This window comes from Mycobacterium tuberculosis complex sp. N0072, assembly GCF_030323725.1.
GTDB lineage: Bacteria > Actinomycetota > Actinomycetes > Mycobacteriales > Mycobacteriaceae > Mycobacterium > Mycobacterium tuberculosis.
This window is the reverse complement of sequence record NZ_CP040689.1, coordinates 3,822,575-3,837,562: the sequence shown is the minus strand read 5'-3', so window position 1 is coordinate 3,837,562 and position 14,988 is coordinate 3,822,575. Positions and strand designations below refer to the sequence as shown.

Here is a 14,988-nt window from a genome sequence, read left to right as displayed (position 1 = left end):
CCACCTGAGAGACTGATTAACTGGCCCGATGTAAAGGGGGTCATACTGCAGCGATGAAGCCGGATTACGACGTCCTGATTATTGGATCGGGTTTCGGGGGCAGCGTCACCGCGCTGCGGCTGACGGAAAAGGGCTACCGGGTCGGCGTGCTGGAGGCCGGCCGCCGGTTCTCCGACGAGGAGTTCGCCAAGACGTCGTGGGACCTGCGCAAGTTTCTCTGGGCGCCGAGGTTGGGCTGCTATGGCATTCAACGTATCCACCCGCTGCGCAACGTGATGATCCTGGCCGGCGCCGGGGTGGGCGGGGGCTCCCTCAACTACGCCAACACGTTGTACGTGCCGCCGGAGCCGTTCTTCGCCGACCAGCAGTGGTCACACATCACCGACTGGCGTGGCGAGCTGATGCCGCACTACCAGCAGGCGCAGCGGATGCTCGGGGTGGTGCAAAACCCGACCTTCACCGACGCCGACCGCATCGTCAAGGAGGTCGCCGACGAGATGGGGTTTGGCGACACCTGGGTGCCGACCCCGGTTGGAGTGTTCTTCGGCCCCGACGGCACCAAGACGCCCGGCAAGACCGTGCCCGATCCCTACTTCGGCGGTGCCGGGCCGGCGCGCACCGGCTGCCTGGAATGCGGCTGCTGTATGACGGGCTGTCGCCACGGTGCCAAGAACACCCTGGTGAAAAACTACCTTGGCCTCGCGGAATCAGCTGGCGCGCAAGTGATTCCGATGACCACGGTGAAGGGGTTTGAGCGGCGGTCCGACGGGTTGTGGGAGGTCCGCACAGTGCGAACCGGCAGTTGGCTGCGCCGGGATCGGCGCACCTTCACCGCAACGCAGCTGGTGCTGGCCGCGGGCACCTGGGGGACCCAGCATCTGCTGTTCAAGATGCGGGATAGGGGTCGGCTCCCTGGTCTCTCGAAGCGATTGGGTGTCCTTACCCGCACCAACTCAGAATCGATCGTCGGGGCCGCCACCTTGAAGGTCAATCCGGACCTGGACCTGACCCACGGCGTGGCGATCACGTCGTCGATTCACCCGACGGCCGACACCCACATCGAACCCGTGCGCTACGGCAAAGGCTCCAACGCGATGGGGCTGCTGCAGACCTTGATGACCGACGGCTCCGGTCCGCAGGGCACCGATGTGCCGCGCTGGAGGCAGTTGCTGCAGACCGCCAGTCAGGATCCGCGCGGCACCATCCGGATGCTCAATCCCCGGCAATGGAGCGAGCGCACCGTGATCGCGCTGGTCATGCAGCACCTGGACAACTCGATCACCACGTTCACCAAGCGCGGGAAGCTGGGTATCCGCTGGTACTCGAGCAAGCAGGGACACGGCGAGCCGAACCCTACATGGATCCCGATCGGCAACCAGGTCACCCGTCGCATCGCCGCCAAAATCGACGGCGTGGCCGGCGGCACCTGGGGTGAGCTGTTCAACATCCCGCTCACCGCGCACTTTCTCGGCGGCGCGGTGATCGGCGACGACCCCGAGCACGGCGTCATCGACCCCTATCACCGGGTCTATGGCTATCCGACGCTGTACGTGGTTGACGGTGCGGCGATCTCGGCGAACCTGGGTGTCAACCCGTCGCTGTCCATCGCCGCTCAAGCCGAGCGGGCCGCCTCGCTGTGGCCGAACAAGGGCGAAACCGACCGGCGGCCACCGCAGGGTGAGCCCTATCGTCGGCTGGCGCCGATCCAACCGGCGCACCCGGTGGTGCCTGCCGACGCCCCGGGCGCGCTGCGGTGGTTGCCGATCGATCCGGTCAGCAACGCGGGCTGAGGCATCAGGAAGCGTGCGGTCGTTGGATATGGTCACCGGACTGCGCCGGGTGAGGCGGTGACGAAGCCGACCTCACGGCATCCGCTCAACAATCGGTGGTCGTAGGTGACGAAGGCTGTCAGTTCCCGCTTGATCTGGGCTGCGGCCGCGAGGTGAATCGCGTCGAGAGAACGTAGGGTGGCCGGTCCGATCGTTTCAGCTAGACCGATCACCGGTTCGGTGAGCGGGAGGATGTCGAGCCCGTCGAGTAGGTAACGCGCACGCTCAGTTTGGCCTGGTTGTCCGTATCGGGCAACGACTCTCATCAACTCGACCCGGCCAAGGGTGCTTGTCGCCGCGTCCTCGCCCTGGCCGCTTTGCGCGGTCAGCCATGTCCGCAGTTCGGTCGTCTCGGGCTCGGAGATGAGCAGCTTAGTCAGGGCCGAGGTGTCCATATAGATCACTGCTCGTCGCGCATTTCGTTGAGAACATCGGACAGGGTGCGCTTGCGGCCGCGCGCCGGTTCGGCGGTGACGTCGAGAAGGTTTTGTGGACGACGAGCCGGAATCAGGACACCTGATTCAATCAGGGCTTCGCGAGAACGCTCCGCGGCCTGCACCGGGATGAGTCGGGCCACAAGTCTTCCTTTGTTGGTGACGCCAAGTTCCTCGCCGGCTTCAACCCGGGCGAGGTATCGCGATGCGTGCTGTCTTAGTTCTCGGATTCCGATTGCCTCCACAAGCCCAACGGTAGCACGCATGGTGCTACATAATTGCGTTGCGCTTACTGGTTGATCAGCCAGCGATCTCCATCGGCGCCCCGCTGATCACCCGGCTAGCCTGCCCGTACACGTCGACGGGCACGTCGCCCATCAAGGTGACCCGGTGCATCAGCCGGTGCTGGTCGTCGTAGTCGTCGATCGCCCGGTGTTGGGTGGCCCGGTTGTCCCAGATGGCTACGTCGCCCGGCGCCCAGTTCCAGCGGATGGTGTTTTCGGGCATGGTGATTCGCCGTTGCAGCACTTCGAATAACACCCTTGATTCGTGGCTGTCCAACCCGACGAAGCTGCGCACGAAGTCGCCCGCTAGCAGCGTGCGCTCACCGGTCTCCGGGTGTACCCGCACCACGGGATGCTCGGTGCGGAAGTCCGGCTTCTCGAACACCTGACGGAAGGCCCGCTGCGCCGCGGTCAGCGGTTTGGTCGTGACGTAGTCATAGCGGTTGGTGTGCAGCGCCCACAGGTTTTCGGTGAGGCACTTGAGCGGCTCGGGCAGCTCCGCGTAGGCCGCGGCGGTGTTGGCCCACAACGTCGACCCGCCATAGCTGGGCAGGGAGACCGCGCGCAGTACCGAGGCGGCCGGATAGTTGGCGGCGAACGTGACGTCGGTGTGCCAGCGGTTCGCCTTGCCGAACTCGGAGTTGATCGGCGTGATGATCGGTGCATCGTCGGCGAGGGCGATCGCGGCCGGGTGGCCGATCGGGGTGCCCAGTAACCCGGCAAACGCCAGCTGCTCGGCGTCATCGAGTTGGTGCTGACCGCGGAAGAAGACCACCTTGTGGGCCAGTAGTGCCGCGCGAATCTCGTTGACTGCGGCGGGGTCCAGATCGCCTCCGAGGCGCACCCCGTCGATTTGGGCGCCGATACGGCTGCCCAGCTTCTTCACGGTAATCAGATCTGTCATTGCTGGCGTCCTCAATGAATGGTTAGTGTAGTCAGATGACTACATCGGTTACTGTAGCCGGATGACTACGCGTCCGGCAACCGACCGCCGCAAGATGCCCACTGGGCGGGAAGAGGTAGCGGCCGCAATCCTGCAGGCCGCCACCGACCTGTTCGCCGAGCGTGGGCCAGCCGCGACGTCGATTCGCGACATCGCCGCTCGATCCAAGGTCAACCACGGGCTGGTGTTTCGTCACTTCGGCACCAAGGACCAACTGGTTGGGGCCGTGCTCGATCACCTGGGCACGAAGCTGACCAGACTGTTGCACTCCGAGGCGCCCGCTGACATCATCGAACGGGCTCTCGACCGACATGGGCGGGTCTTAGCCCGGGCACTGCTGGACGGATATCCCGTGGGCCAGCTGCAACAGCGATTTCCCAATGTTGCGGAGCTGCTCGACGCGGTACGGCCTCGCTACGACAGCGACTTGGGCGCGCGGCTGGCGGTCGCGCACGCCCTTGCGCTGCAATTCGGTTGGCGGCTCTTTGCGCCCATGCTGCGCTCGGCGACGGGTATCGACGAGCTGACCGGTGACGAACTACGGCTGTCCGTGAACGATGCGGTAGCCCGGATCCTGGAACCGCACTGACTGATGTCCCTGCGCTGGCCCCAGCGTGGCCGTCCGGTATGCGTCGGCCCTGAAGTAGGGTGAGCTGGTGTTGGGGGCTCCGCTGATGGGCGCTGGGCAGGCTGGCGGGGGCGAGTCGTGACGATATTGATCCTGACCGACAACGTCCACGCCCATGCTCTGGCGGTCGATCTGCAGGCCAGGCATGGCGATATGGACGTCTATCAGTCCCCCATCGGCCAGCTGCCGGGTGTCCCGCGATGTGATGTCGCAGAGCGCGTCGCGGAAATCGTGGAGCGGTATGACCTCGTCCTTTCCTTCCACTGTAAACAGAGGTTTCCCGCCGCTTTGATCGATGGGGTCAGGTGTGTGAATGTTCATCCGGGTTTCAACCCCTACAACCGCGGCTGGTTTCCCCAGGTCTTCTCGATCATCGACGGGCAAAAAGTCGGCGTGACGATCCACGAGATCGACGATCAGTTGGACCATGGTCCGATCATCGCCCAGCGGGAATGCGCGATCGAGTCGTGGGATTCCTCGGGAAGTGTCTACGCCCGGCTGATGGACATCGAGCGTGAGTTGGTGCTGGAACATTTCGACGCCATCCGGGACGGCAGCTACACGGCTAAATCGCCGGCCACCGAGGGCAACCTCAACCTGAAAAAGGATTTCGAACAACTCCGGCGGCTAGACCTGAACGAGCGCGGAACGTTTGGGCATTTCCTGAATCGCCTGCGCGCGTTGACCCATGATGATTTCCGCAACGCTTGGTTCGTCGATGCGTCAGGCCGCAAGGTGTTTGTCCGCGTCGTGCTCGAACCGGAGAAGCCCGCGGAAGCCTAACCACCGCCTCGAGGTTATGTTAGCCTTCCCTTATTTGATGACTATGATCACTCCACCTACCTTCGACGTTGCGTTCATCGGCAGCGGGGCCGCGTGCTCTATGACTCTGCTGGAAATGGCCGATGCCCTGCTGAGCAGCCCCTCGGCATCGCCCAAGTTGCGCATCGCGGTGGTGGAGCGAGACGAGCAGTTCTGGTGCGGAATCCCCTATGGCCAACGCTCCAGCATCGGATCGCTGGCCATTCAGAAGCTCGACGATTTCGCCGACGAGCCGGAAAAGGCCGCCTACCGGATCTGGCTGGAGCAGAACAAGCAGCGCTGGCTGGCGTTCTTCCAGGCAGAGGGCGGTGCGGCCGCGGCCCGCTGGATCTGCGACAACCGCGACGCATTGGACGGCAACCAGTGGGGGGAGCTCTACCTGCCGCGGTTTCTCTTCGGTGTATTTCTGTCGGAGCAGATGATTGCCGCCATCGCCGCGCTCGGCGAGCGTGACCTGGCCGAAATCGTCACCATCCGCGCTGAGGCCATGAGCGCCCACTCCGCAGACGGCCACTACCGAATCGGCCTCCGCCCGTCTGGAAACGGTCCAACGGCAATTGCTGCAGGCAAAGTGGTTGTGGCCATTGGCAGCCCCCCGACCAAAGCCATCCTTGCGAGCGATTCCGAACCCGCATTCACCTATATCAACGATTTCTACTCCCCCGGCGGGGAGAGCAACGTAGCGCGACTGCGCGATTCGCTCGACCGCGTCGAGTCGTGGGAGAAGCGCAACGTACTGGTCGTGGGTTCCAACGCCACCTCGCTGGAAGCGCTCTACCTAATGCGTCACGACGCGCGCATCCGCGCACGCGTCCGGTCCATCACCGTCATCTCGCGCTCCGGCGTGCTGCCCTACATGATCTGCAATCAGCCGCCGGAGTTTGACTTCCCGCGGCTGCGCACGCTGCTCTGTACGGAAGCGATCGCCGCGGCGGATCTCATGTCCGCGATCCGCGACGATCTCGCGACGGCCGAAGAACGCTCGTTGAACCTGGCCGATTTGTACGACGCCGTTGCCGCCCTGTTTGGGCAGGCGCTGCACAAGATGGATCTCGTGCAGCAGGAAGAGTTCTTCTGCGTGCACGGCATGAACTTCACCAAGTTGGTGCGGCGTGCGGGACGCGATTGCCGCCAGGCATCCGAGGAGCTAGCCGCGGACGGCACGCTGAGCCTGCTCGCCGGCGAAGTACTGCGCGTGGATGCCTGCGCGTCCGGCCAGCCGTTCGCCACCATGACCTACCGAGCCGCGGGAGCCGAGCATACCCACCCCGTCCCCTTCGCTGCGGTGGTGAATTGTGGCGGTTTCGAGGAGCTGGACACGTGTTCCTCGCCGTTCCTGGTCAGCGCGATGCAGAACGGGCTGTGCCGCCCGAACCGCACCAACCGTGGCCTTCTGGTTAACGACGACTTCGAGGCCAGCCCAGGTTTTTGCGTCATCGGGCCCCTAGTCGGCGGCAATTTCACTCCCAAGATCCGTTTTTGGCACGTCGAGAGCGCACCGCGCGTCCGGTCGCTGGCGAAATCGCTGGCGGCCAGCCTGCTTGCTTCGCTCCAGCCCGTCGCACTGGCCCCATGCTGAACGCGCCGTGCCGGTCACCGAGCCGGGCTTGACAGGCTGCTTCAATGCGCCGCACCTTCCTCATCTGCCCCACGCGTACCGACCCGGACCGACTACGCGAGGCGGCCATATCGCTAGCCCTGTGGCGCCGGGACGAATGAGGCGGGTGAGACACCAGGGAACGTGCACCGTGCGTGCCGGGTCGCCCACGCGTGGACAGCCGGGGTCACTCCCCGGGGGTGACATTCTTAAGAGGTAAGGCTAACCTCAAGTTCGACATGATGCGGTTCTCGCGGTAACTGCTTCAGGCGCCGATGCCAACGATGGTGCGACGAAGTGCGCTGCGGAAACTGTCCCGACGCGCTGCAAACGGACCTTGAGCTCTGCATATATGAAGATCCGAACGTTATCCGGCTCGGTGCTGGAGCCGCCGTCCGCAGTACGCGCGACCCCAGGCACGTCCATGTTAAAACTCGAGCCGGGTGGCTCGACGATCCCCAAGATCCCCTTCATCCGCCCGAGCTTTCCCGGGCCAGCCGAGCTCGCCGAGGACTTCGTACAGATCGCCCAGGCTAACTGGTACACGAACTTCGGTCCGAACGAGCGGCGGTTTGCCCGCGCCCTGCGCGACTATCTGGGACCTCATCTGCACGTTGCTACCCTCGCCAACGGCACCCTGGCACTCCTCGCGGCGCTCCACGTCAGTTTCGGCGCCGGTACGCGGGACCGCTACCTGCTGATGCCGTCGTTCACGTTCGTCGGCGTGGCTCAGGCTGCGCTATGGACTGGGTACCGTCCCTGGTTCATCGACATCGACGCCAACACATGGCAGCCATGCGTCCACTCCGCCCGCGCCGTCATCGAACGCTTCCGCGACCGGATCGCCGGCATCCTGCTGGCCAATGTGTTCGGCGTCGGCAATCCCCAGATCAGCGTCTGGGAGGAGCTCGCCGCCGAATGGGAGCTACCGATTGTGCTCGACTCGGCGGCCGGCTTCGGCTCCACGTACGCCGACGGCGAGCGCCTCGGTGGACGCGGTGCATGCGAGATCTTCTCCTTCCATGCGACCAAGCCGTTCGCGGTTGGTGAGGGCGGCGCTCTGGTTTCTCGCGATCCACGGCTCGTCGAGCACGCATACAAGTTCCAGAACTTCGGCTTGGTGCAAACACGCGAGTCCATCCAGCTCGGAATGAACGGCAAGCTGTCGGAGATCAGCGCCGCTATTGGCCTACGCCAACTAGTCGGGCTTGATCGCCGCCTGGCAAGTCGCCGCAAGGTCCTCGAGTGCTATCGCACCGGTATGGCCGACGCGGGTGTGCGTTTCCAGGACAACGCCAATGTTGCGTCGCTCTGTTTCGCGAGCGCTTGCTGCACGTCCGCCGACCACAAGGCCGCGGTTCTGGGTAGCCTGCGTAGGCACGCGATCGAGGCGCGCGACTACTACAACCCACCGCAGCACCGACATCCGTACTTTGTGACGAATGCCGAGTTAGTCGAGTCGACCGATCTAGCCGTCACGGCGGACATTTGCTCGCGAATCGTGTCGCTGCCAGTCCACGATCACATGGCCCCGGATGACGTTGCCCGGGTCGTCGCCGCCGTGCAGGAAGCGGAGGTGCGCGGTGAATGAGACGTTCACCGGTGCCGCCCAGGTAGACGCAGACGCGTCCCCGCAAGCGGATGGTGCCCCCAGCGCGGCCCGCATCGTCACCGGGCTAAGCCGATTGCCCGGCTCCTTCTCGGGCCGCTACGCGGCCCGCATCGTCACCGGGCTCAGGCTGGATTGCCCGGCTCCTCCTCGGGCCGCTACGCGGCCCGCATCGTCACCGGGCTCAGGCTGGATTGCCCGGCTCCTCCTCGGGCCGCTACGCGGCCCGCATCGTCACCGGGCTCAGGCTGGATTGCCCGGCTCCTCCTCGGGCCGCTACGCGGCCCGCATCGTCACCGGGCTAAGCCGATTGCCCGGCTCCTCCTCGGGCCGCTACGCGGCCCGCATCGTCACCGGGCTAAGCCGATTGCCCGGCTCCTCCTCGGGCCGCTACGCGGCCCGCATCGTCACCGGGCTAAGCCGATTGCCCGGCTCCTCCTCGGGCCGCTACGCGGCCCGCATCGTCACCGGGCTAAGCCGATTGCCCGGCTCCTCCTCGGGCCGCTACGCGGCCCGTATCGTCACCGGGCTAAAGCCCGGCGGTGCACTGGCTCGCGGCCTGGCGGCTGCGGTGGTGGCGGCAGCAGCGGCTTACGGGTGCGCACGGCGATGGTGGACGGTGTGTCCGTGTGCAGCGTCAGATCTTGGCCGGCGTGGCGCATGGTCAGCTGGGTGCCGGGACCGTCGCCAAGGATGAAGGTGACGTCGGTGTGGTTGGCGTCGACGATCAGCCGGAAGCCGCGCCATCGCAGCCGGAACCGCAGCCGCGAGATGCCGTCGGGCAGCTGCGGATCGATGGACAGGATGCCCTCGTCGTCGCGTAGGCCGCCGAAGCCTACGACCAGCGCCGTCCAGGCTCCGGCCAGCGAAGCCATGTGTAGGCCGTCACGGGTGTTGCGGTGCAGGTCGCGCAGGTCGATCAGGGCGGCTTCGTAGGCATAGTCGTGGGCCAACTCGAGATGGCCGACCTCGGCGCACATCACCGCCTGAGTGCAGGCCGACAACGACGAGTCGCGCACCATGCGCCGTTCGTAGTAGTCGACGTTGCGCGCCTTCTGCTCGGGCGTGAACGCGTGACTCTGCCACTGCATCGCCAGCACCAGGTCGGCCTGCTTGATCACCTGTGCGGGATACAAGCGCACGTAGGCCTCGTGCAGTAGCAACGGATAAGTGGTGTTGGCTTCGAAATCCCACTCCGCAAGGGTGGTGAACCCTTCACACTGCTGGTGGACACCGAGTTCCTCGTCGTAGGGAATGTTGGCGGCGTCGGCCGCGTCGCGCCAGGCGGCCATCTCCTCGGTGGTGACACCCATGGCCTCCGCCGCCTCGGGGTGGCGCAAGCAAGCATCGGCGGCGGTGTGCAGATTGTGCGCCGCCATCAGATTCGTGAACACGTTGTCGCGGACGACCGCCGTGTACTCGTCGGGACCGGTGACCCCGTCGAGGTGCCAGACGCCGTGGCGGTCGTGGTGCCCGAGCGAGAGCCACAGCCGGGCGGTCTCGATCAGCACCGCAAGGCCGCATTCCTCCTCCAGCGAACCGTCGCCGGTGACGATGCGGTACCGCTCGAACGCCATCGCGATGTCGGCGTTGATGTGCCAGGCCGCCGTGCCGGCCGGCCAGTAGGCCGAGGACTCCTGTCCGCGGATGGTCCGCCAGGGAAAGGCGGCACCTTCCAGGCCGAGCTCGGCCGCCCGCTCCTTGGCCAGGTCCAACGTCGACGCCCGCCACCGCAGCGCGTCGGCGACCGCATGCGGTGCGGTGTAGGTGAGCACCGGTAGCACGAAACCTTCGGTGTCCCAAAAGGCGTGGCCGTCATACCCGGTTCCGGTGAGCCCCTTGCTGGGGATCGCGCGGCGTTCGGCGCGCGCGCTGGCCTGCAACAGGTGAAATAACCCGAAACGCACCGCTTGCTGACATTCCGGGTCGCCCTCGACCTCCACGTCCGCGCTGTCCCAGAAGTCGTCGAGGTAGGCGCGTTGCGCGTCCAGCAGCCCCTGCCAGCCGCTGTAGCGGGCACCGTGCAGCGCGCCGGCGGCCTGGTCGCGCAGCGCCGGGCGGGAGCGCAGGCTGGACCAGCCATAGGCCAGGTATTTGACGATGCGCAGCTTCTGTCCCGGGCGCAGCCCGCAGATCACGGTGGTTCGGGCCAGGTCCGGGCGGGCGTCGGTGGTGATCTCGACCCGCCCGGGAACCTCGACCTCGTGTTCCATCCCTGCGGCCATCATCAGCGCGCTGGCTCGGGTGCGGTGCATGAGAAGTGCACCCCGCTCGGTGCGTTCGTGCTCGACGGCCTGTAGCGGCCTGTCCAGGATGGCCGACACCCGCGGGTCGGCCGAGGTCTCCGGTACGTCCTCGTTGGTGACGAGTTCGGACTGCACGGTCACGCGAACGAATTCCTCGATTGCCTCGACGACGTACTCGATCGCCGCGACGCTGCGGTGGGCCAGCGACACCAGCCGGGTGGACGTCACTTTGACTTGCTTGCCCGCCGGTGAGCGCCAGTGCGCGCGGCGGGTCAGCGTCCCGGCGCGCAGGTCGAGGATCCGTTCGTGGGAGATCAATTCGCCATACCGGACGTCGAACGGCTCGTCGCCGACCAACAGGCGAAAGATCTTGCCGTTGGTGACGTCGACAACGGTCTGGCCGGCCTCCGGATATCCATAACCGGCCTCGGCGTACGGCAGCGGCCGGATTTCGTAGAAAGAGTTCAGGTAGGTGCCCGGCAGTCCGAAGGGTTCGCCCTCGTCGAGGTTGCCGCGTAATCCAATGTGCCCGTTGGACAAGGCGAATAGGGATTCGGACTGGGCCAGCAGGTTCAGGTTGAGCTTGGTCTCGCGGACCTGCCACGGTTCGACGGGGAAGGCGTCCTCGGTGATCATCGCCCGATCATGCCCTACAGCAGCTCGGCGAGATCGGTTACCACCACGTCGGCGCCATGGCGGCGCAACTGGGCGGCCTGAGCCGCCCGGCCCGTTCGGTTGATGCCCACCACTACGGCGAAGTTGCCGGCGCGGCCGGCCGCCACCCCGGACAGGGCGTCCTCGAACACCGCCGCCGCGTCGGGGGTAACCCCCAACAGTTCTGCCGCGCGCAGGAAGGAGTCGGGGGCCGGCTTGCCGGCGATGTGCTCTTCGCGCAACGTCACGCCGTCCACCCGCTGCTGGACGAACCGGTCCAGACCGGTGGTCGCGAGCACGTCGCGGGTGTTGGCGCTCGAAGACACCACGGCCACACCGAGACCCGCGGCCGTGACCGCCTCCAGGTAGCGCCGCGACCCGTCGAACACCTGGGCCCCATCGTCGCGCAGCAGCTTGTGCAACATGTCGTTCTTGCGGTTGCCCAGGCCATACACCGTCTCGGCGGCGCCCGGGTCATCCGGGGAACCGTCGGGTATTTCGATGGCGCGGCTGCTCAGAAACGATCGAACGCCGTCTTCGCGTTTCTTGCCGTCCACATACGTGTGATAGTCCGCGGCAGGGTCGAAGGGAACGAATTTTTCGCCGGTGCGCTCGGCTCGCTCGGCTAGGTAGGCGTCAAACATGGCCTTCCACGCCTTGGTATGCAGGCTCGCGGTATCGGTGAGCACACCGTCGAGGTCGAACAGGCAAGCACGCACCTTCTCGGGCAGACCCAGCACGCGGGACCTCACTTCCGGATAGTTCGGGCGATACCAGTTCGCCATGCCTGGCGGCTCTGCCCGCGTACCAAGCCTACGAGTTAGGCCCGGCTATAGTGCCGGGGCCACCTACTTCAGCACCGCGCTGATGTAGCGGCGGTCGGCGAACCGAGTTATGTGGTCGTCCTCGAAGGGCGGCAGCCCTTGGGCCGCAAAGAGTTCCTTGCCGGTGCTGGTGGTGACCTGCCAGCCGGAGCCGGCGAGGTAGTCGGCCACGTCGTTGCGTTGATCGAAGTAGATCAGCTCGGTCAAGTCCAGATCAAAGCCGCGTTCCCGCCATGCCTCGGCCGCGGATTTCATGCGCATCTTCTTCTCATCTTCCTCGGCCAGGTCGAGCACCAGTGGGCTCTGGGTGGCCAACCGGCTGTCAGGGGCGCTGAGCGCGGTAATCGCATCGAGCAGGCGGTCCTGCCCCTGTGGGGGCAGGTAGCTCAGCAACCCCTCGGCGCTGAAGGCTGTCGGTCTGGCCGGGTCGAAGCCGGCGTTCTTCAGCGCCGTCGGCCAATCGTTTCGCAGATCGACGGCCACGGCGTGCCGTTCTGCGTTGGGTTCGGCGTTCAGATTGGCGAGGGCCCGTGTCTTGAACTTGATGACTGCGGGCTGGTCGATCTCGTAGACCACCGTGCCCGGGGGCCAGGGCAGTCGGTACGCGCGGGTGTCGAGCCCAGCCGCCAGAATCACTACCTGCCGAATACCCGCCGTGGTTGCGTCACCGAAAAAGTCATCGTAGAACTTGGTCCGAATCGCGATGTTGTCGATCATCCACCGACCCCCGGTGGCGTGGTCGCCGATGTCCTCAAGCCTCAACTCGCCGCTGGCCAGCCGGGTAAACAGGTCGATGCCGACGGCGCGCACCAGCGGCTCGGCGAATGGATCATTGATCAAAGGGTTTTCGGCCCTGCTAGCCAACGCCCGGGCGGTGGCGATCATTGTGGCGGTCGCCCCCACGCTGGAGGCCAGATCCCAAGTGTCATTGTCGGTACGCGTCATCCGTCCGCTCCTGCCAAGGTCCTTTTGATTAATAGTCTGACCAGCGATCTCCAATAGTGCCTCCGCCATTGCACATTGTGCACATTTTCGCGTATTGCTGGGCAACTTGCCCATGGGCCGTGCCATGAGCGAATGCTAGATTCACGCAATGCGCGGTACCGACGAAAAGTACGGACTGCCACCGCAACCCGACAGCGACCGTATGACCCGTCGCACGCTTCCCGTTTTGGGACTCGCACACGAACTCATCACACCGACGCTGCGCCAGATGGCTGACCGCCTCGATCCCCACATGCGGCCCGTCGTGTCCTACCACCTCGGCTGGTCTGATGAACGCGGCCGTCCAGTGAACAACAACTGCGGCAAGGCAATCCGTCCTGCTTTGGTGTTTGTCGCCGCCGAAGCCGCCGGCGCCGACCCCCACTCGGCGATTCCCGGAGCCGTCTCGGTTGAACTGGTGCACAACTTCTCGCTCGTCCATGACGACCTCATGGACCGCGACGAGCACCGTCGGCACCGGCCGACGGTGTGGGCACTGTGGGGCGATGCGATGGCGCTATTGGCCGGTGATGCGATGCTGTCGCTGGCGCACGAGGTCCTGCTGGATTGCGATTCACCACACGTCGGTGCGGCGCTGCGCGCGATTTCGGAAGCCACCCGTGAGTTGATCCGTGGGCAGGCCGCCGACACCGCGTTCGAAAGCCGAACCGACGTCGCACTCGATGAGTGTCTCAAGATGGCTGAAGGCAAGACCGCAGCACTGATGGCAGCCAGCGCAGAGGTCGGCGCGTTACTCGCTGGCGCACCGCGTTCGGTGCGAGAAGCGTTGGTTGCCTACGGTCGTCACATTGGACTTGCCTTCCAATTGGTCGACGACCTGCTCGGCATTTGGGGCCGTCCTGAGATCACCGGCAAGCCGGTGTACTCGGACCTTCGCTCCCGCAAGAAAACTCTGCCCGTTACCTGGACCGTGGCGCACGGCGGTTTGGCCGGCCGCCGCCTCGCAGCGTGGCTGGTGGACGAGACGGGCAGCCAGACAGCGTCCGATGATGAGCTCGCAGCGGTCGCAGAACTGATCGAGTGCGGTGGGGGGCGCAGGTGGGCAAGCGCGGAGGCCCGCCGACACGTAACGCAAGGCATCGACATGGTGGCGCGCATCGGCATTCCCGATCGCCCGGCCGCTGAGCTTCAGGATTTGGCTCACTACATCGTCGATCGTCAGGCGTGACTGACCAACACCGTAGTTGGAGGACGGCATGACCGAGATCGAACAGGCGTATCGAATCACCGAGTCGATCACGCGCACGGCCGCCAGAAACTTCTACTACGGCATCCGACTCTTGCCGCGCGAAAAGCGAGCGGCACTATCTGCGGTCTATGCGCTCGGCCGCCGGATCGACGACGTCGCCGACGGCGAGCTGGCCCCCGAGACCAAGATCACCGAGCTCGATGCCATCAGGAAATCACTTGATAATATTGATGATTCATCCGATCCGGTGCTGGTTGCGCTGGCTGACGCGGCTCGCCGGTTTCCGGTGCCGATCGCGATGTTCGCAGAGTTGATTGACGGCGCCCGTATGGAAATCGACTGGACTGGTTGCCGCGATTTCGACGAGCTGATCGTCTACTGCCGCCGGGGGGCCGGCACGATCGGAAAGCTTTGTCTTTCCATCTTTGGACCCGTCAGCACGGCGACGTCGCGATACGCCGAGCAGTTGGGAATCGCTCTGCAGCAAACCAATATTCTGCGCGACGTTCGAGAGGACTTTTTGAATGGACGGATCTACCTGCCGCGCGACGAGCTGGACCGATTAGGCGTACGCCTCCGCCTGGACGACACCGGGGCACTCGATGACCCCGACGGACGGCTCGCGGCACTGCTGCGGTTCAGTGCCGACCGCGCCGCAGACTGGTATTCGCTGGGACTGCGGCTGATTCCACACCTCGACCGCCGCAGCGCTGCCTGCTGTGCGGCCATGTCTGGCATCTACCGCCGTCAGCTCGCCTTGATCAGAGCATCGCCGGCGGTCGTCTACGATCGGCGAATCTCTCTGTCGGGACTGAAGAAGGCCCAAGTGGCGGCGGCAGCACTGGCCTCTTCGGTAACCTGCGGACCGGCCCATGGACCGCTACCGGCCGACCTCGGGAGTCACCCCAGCCACTAGACTGACTG

Annotated in this window: 13 protein-coding genes; 7 read left to right on the top strand and 6 right to left on the bottom strand. The window is 65.2% G+C overall.

Going from position 1 to position 14,988, the window contains the following annotated elements; all coding sequences use genetic code 11:
- Positions 1–53 precede the first annotated feature (53 nt).
- Positions 54–1,790 (top strand): cholesterol oxidase, encoded by a 1,737-nt coding sequence (gene choD / locus FF952_RS17975; protein WP_003418002.1) that lies wholly within the window; start codon positions 54–56, stop codon positions 1,788–1,790.
- A gap of 32 nt (positions 1,791–1,822) precedes the next feature.
- Here the strand turns inward: choD and FF952_RS17970 are convergent, their stop codons facing one another.
- From FF952_RS17970 to FF952_RS17960, 3 genes are read right to left on the bottom strand one after another with little or no spacing between them, the layout of a single operon-like run.
- On the bottom strand, positions 1,823–2,233 hold the full coding sequence (locus tag FF952_RS17970; protein ID WP_003417998.1) for a type II toxin-antitoxin system VapC family toxin: 411 nt from the start codon (positions 2,231–2,233) through the stop codon (positions 1,823–1,825).
- On the bottom strand, positions 2,230–2,508 hold the full coding sequence (locus FF952_RS17965) for a type II toxin-antitoxin system Phd/YefM family antitoxin (protein ID WP_003912220.1): 279 nt from the start codon (positions 2,506–2,508) through the stop codon (positions 2,230–2,232). Before FF952_RS17965 ends, FF952_RS17970 begins: the two co-directional genes overlap by 4 nt.
- A 55-nt stretch (positions 2,509–2,563) precedes the next feature.
- The gene (locus tag FF952_RS17960) at positions 2,564–3,451 is read right to left on the bottom strand and encodes an alpha-ketoglutarate-dependent sulfate ester dioxygenase (protein ID WP_003900050.1); all 888 of its coding nucleotides are present in this window, start codon (positions 3,449–3,451) and stop codon (positions 2,564–2,566) included.
- A gap of 61 nt (positions 3,452–3,512) precedes the next feature.
- On the opposite strand from FF952_RS17960, the gene FF952_RS17955 reads away from it, so the two are divergent.
- The 4 genes from FF952_RS17955 (at position 3,513) to FF952_RS17940 (ending at position 8,128) form a co-directional block, all read left to right on the top strand.
- Positions 3,513–4,079: a TetR/AcrR family transcriptional regulator gene (locus tag FF952_RS17955; protein ID WP_003417984.1), complete on the top strand. Its 567-nt coding sequence runs from the start codon at positions 3,513–3,515 to the stop codon at positions 4,077–4,079.
- A 117-nt stretch (positions 4,080–4,196) separates the two neighbouring features.
- The gene (locus FF952_RS17950; RefSeq protein WP_003417980.1) at positions 4,197–4,901 is read left to right on the top strand and encodes a dTDP-4-amino-4,6-dideoxyglucose formyltransferase; all 705 of its coding nucleotides are present in this window, start codon (positions 4,197–4,199) and stop codon (positions 4,899–4,901) included.
- A gap of 16 nt (positions 4,902–4,917) precedes the next feature.
- Positions 4,918–6,519: an FAD/NAD(P)-binding protein gene (locus tag FF952_RS17945; RefSeq protein WP_003417969.1), complete on the top strand. Its 1,602-nt coding sequence runs from the start codon at positions 4,918–4,920 to the stop codon at positions 6,517–6,519.
- 370 nt (positions 6,520–6,889) lie between these two features.
- Entirely contained in the window at positions 6,890–8,128 is a 1,239-nt protein-coding gene (locus FF952_RS17940; protein ID WP_003900048.1) for a DegT/DnrJ/EryC1/StrS family aminotransferase, read from the top strand.
- Positions 8,129–8,667: 539 nt separating this feature from the next.
- Here the strand turns inward: FF952_RS17940 and FF952_RS17935 are convergent.
- The 3 genes from FF952_RS17935 to FF952_RS17925 all read right to left on the bottom strand — a co-directional run bounded on the left by FF952_RS17935 (position 8,668) and on the right by FF952_RS17925 (position 12,815).
- Positions 8,668–11,028 (bottom strand): glycoside hydrolase family 65 protein, encoded by a 2,361-nt coding sequence (locus tag FF952_RS17935; protein ID WP_003900047.1) that lies wholly within the window; start codon positions 11,026–11,028, stop codon positions 8,668–8,670.
- Between the two features lie 14 nt (positions 11,029–11,042).
- The gene (locus FF952_RS17930) at positions 11,043–11,831 is read right to left on the bottom strand and encodes a beta-phosphoglucomutase family hydrolase (RefSeq protein WP_003417961.1); all 789 of its coding nucleotides are present in this window, start codon (positions 11,829–11,831) and stop codon (positions 11,043–11,045) included.
- Positions 11,832–11,894: 63 nt separating this feature from the next.
- Entirely contained in the window at positions 11,895–12,815 is a 921-nt protein-coding gene (locus FF952_RS17925; RefSeq protein WP_003912218.1) for a class I SAM-dependent methyltransferase, read from the bottom strand.
- 148 nt (positions 12,816–12,963) lie between these two features.
- Here FF952_RS17925 and idsA1 point away from each other — a divergent pair, with 148 nt between their 5' ends.
- Complete coding sequence (gene idsA1, locus FF952_RS17920; RefSeq protein ID WP_003905070.1) at positions 12,964–14,043, top strand: (2E,6E)-farnesyl diphosphate synthase; 1,080 nt, start codon at positions 12,964–12,966, stop codon at positions 14,041–14,043.
- Positions 14,044–14,071: 28 nt separating this feature from the next.
- Positions 14,072–14,980, top strand: coding sequence for a presqualene diphosphate synthase HpnD (hpnD, locus tag FF952_RS17915; RefSeq protein WP_003417954.1), 909 nt, complete (start codon positions 14,072–14,074; stop codon positions 14,978–14,980).
- Positions 14,981–14,988 lie beyond the last annotated feature (8 nt).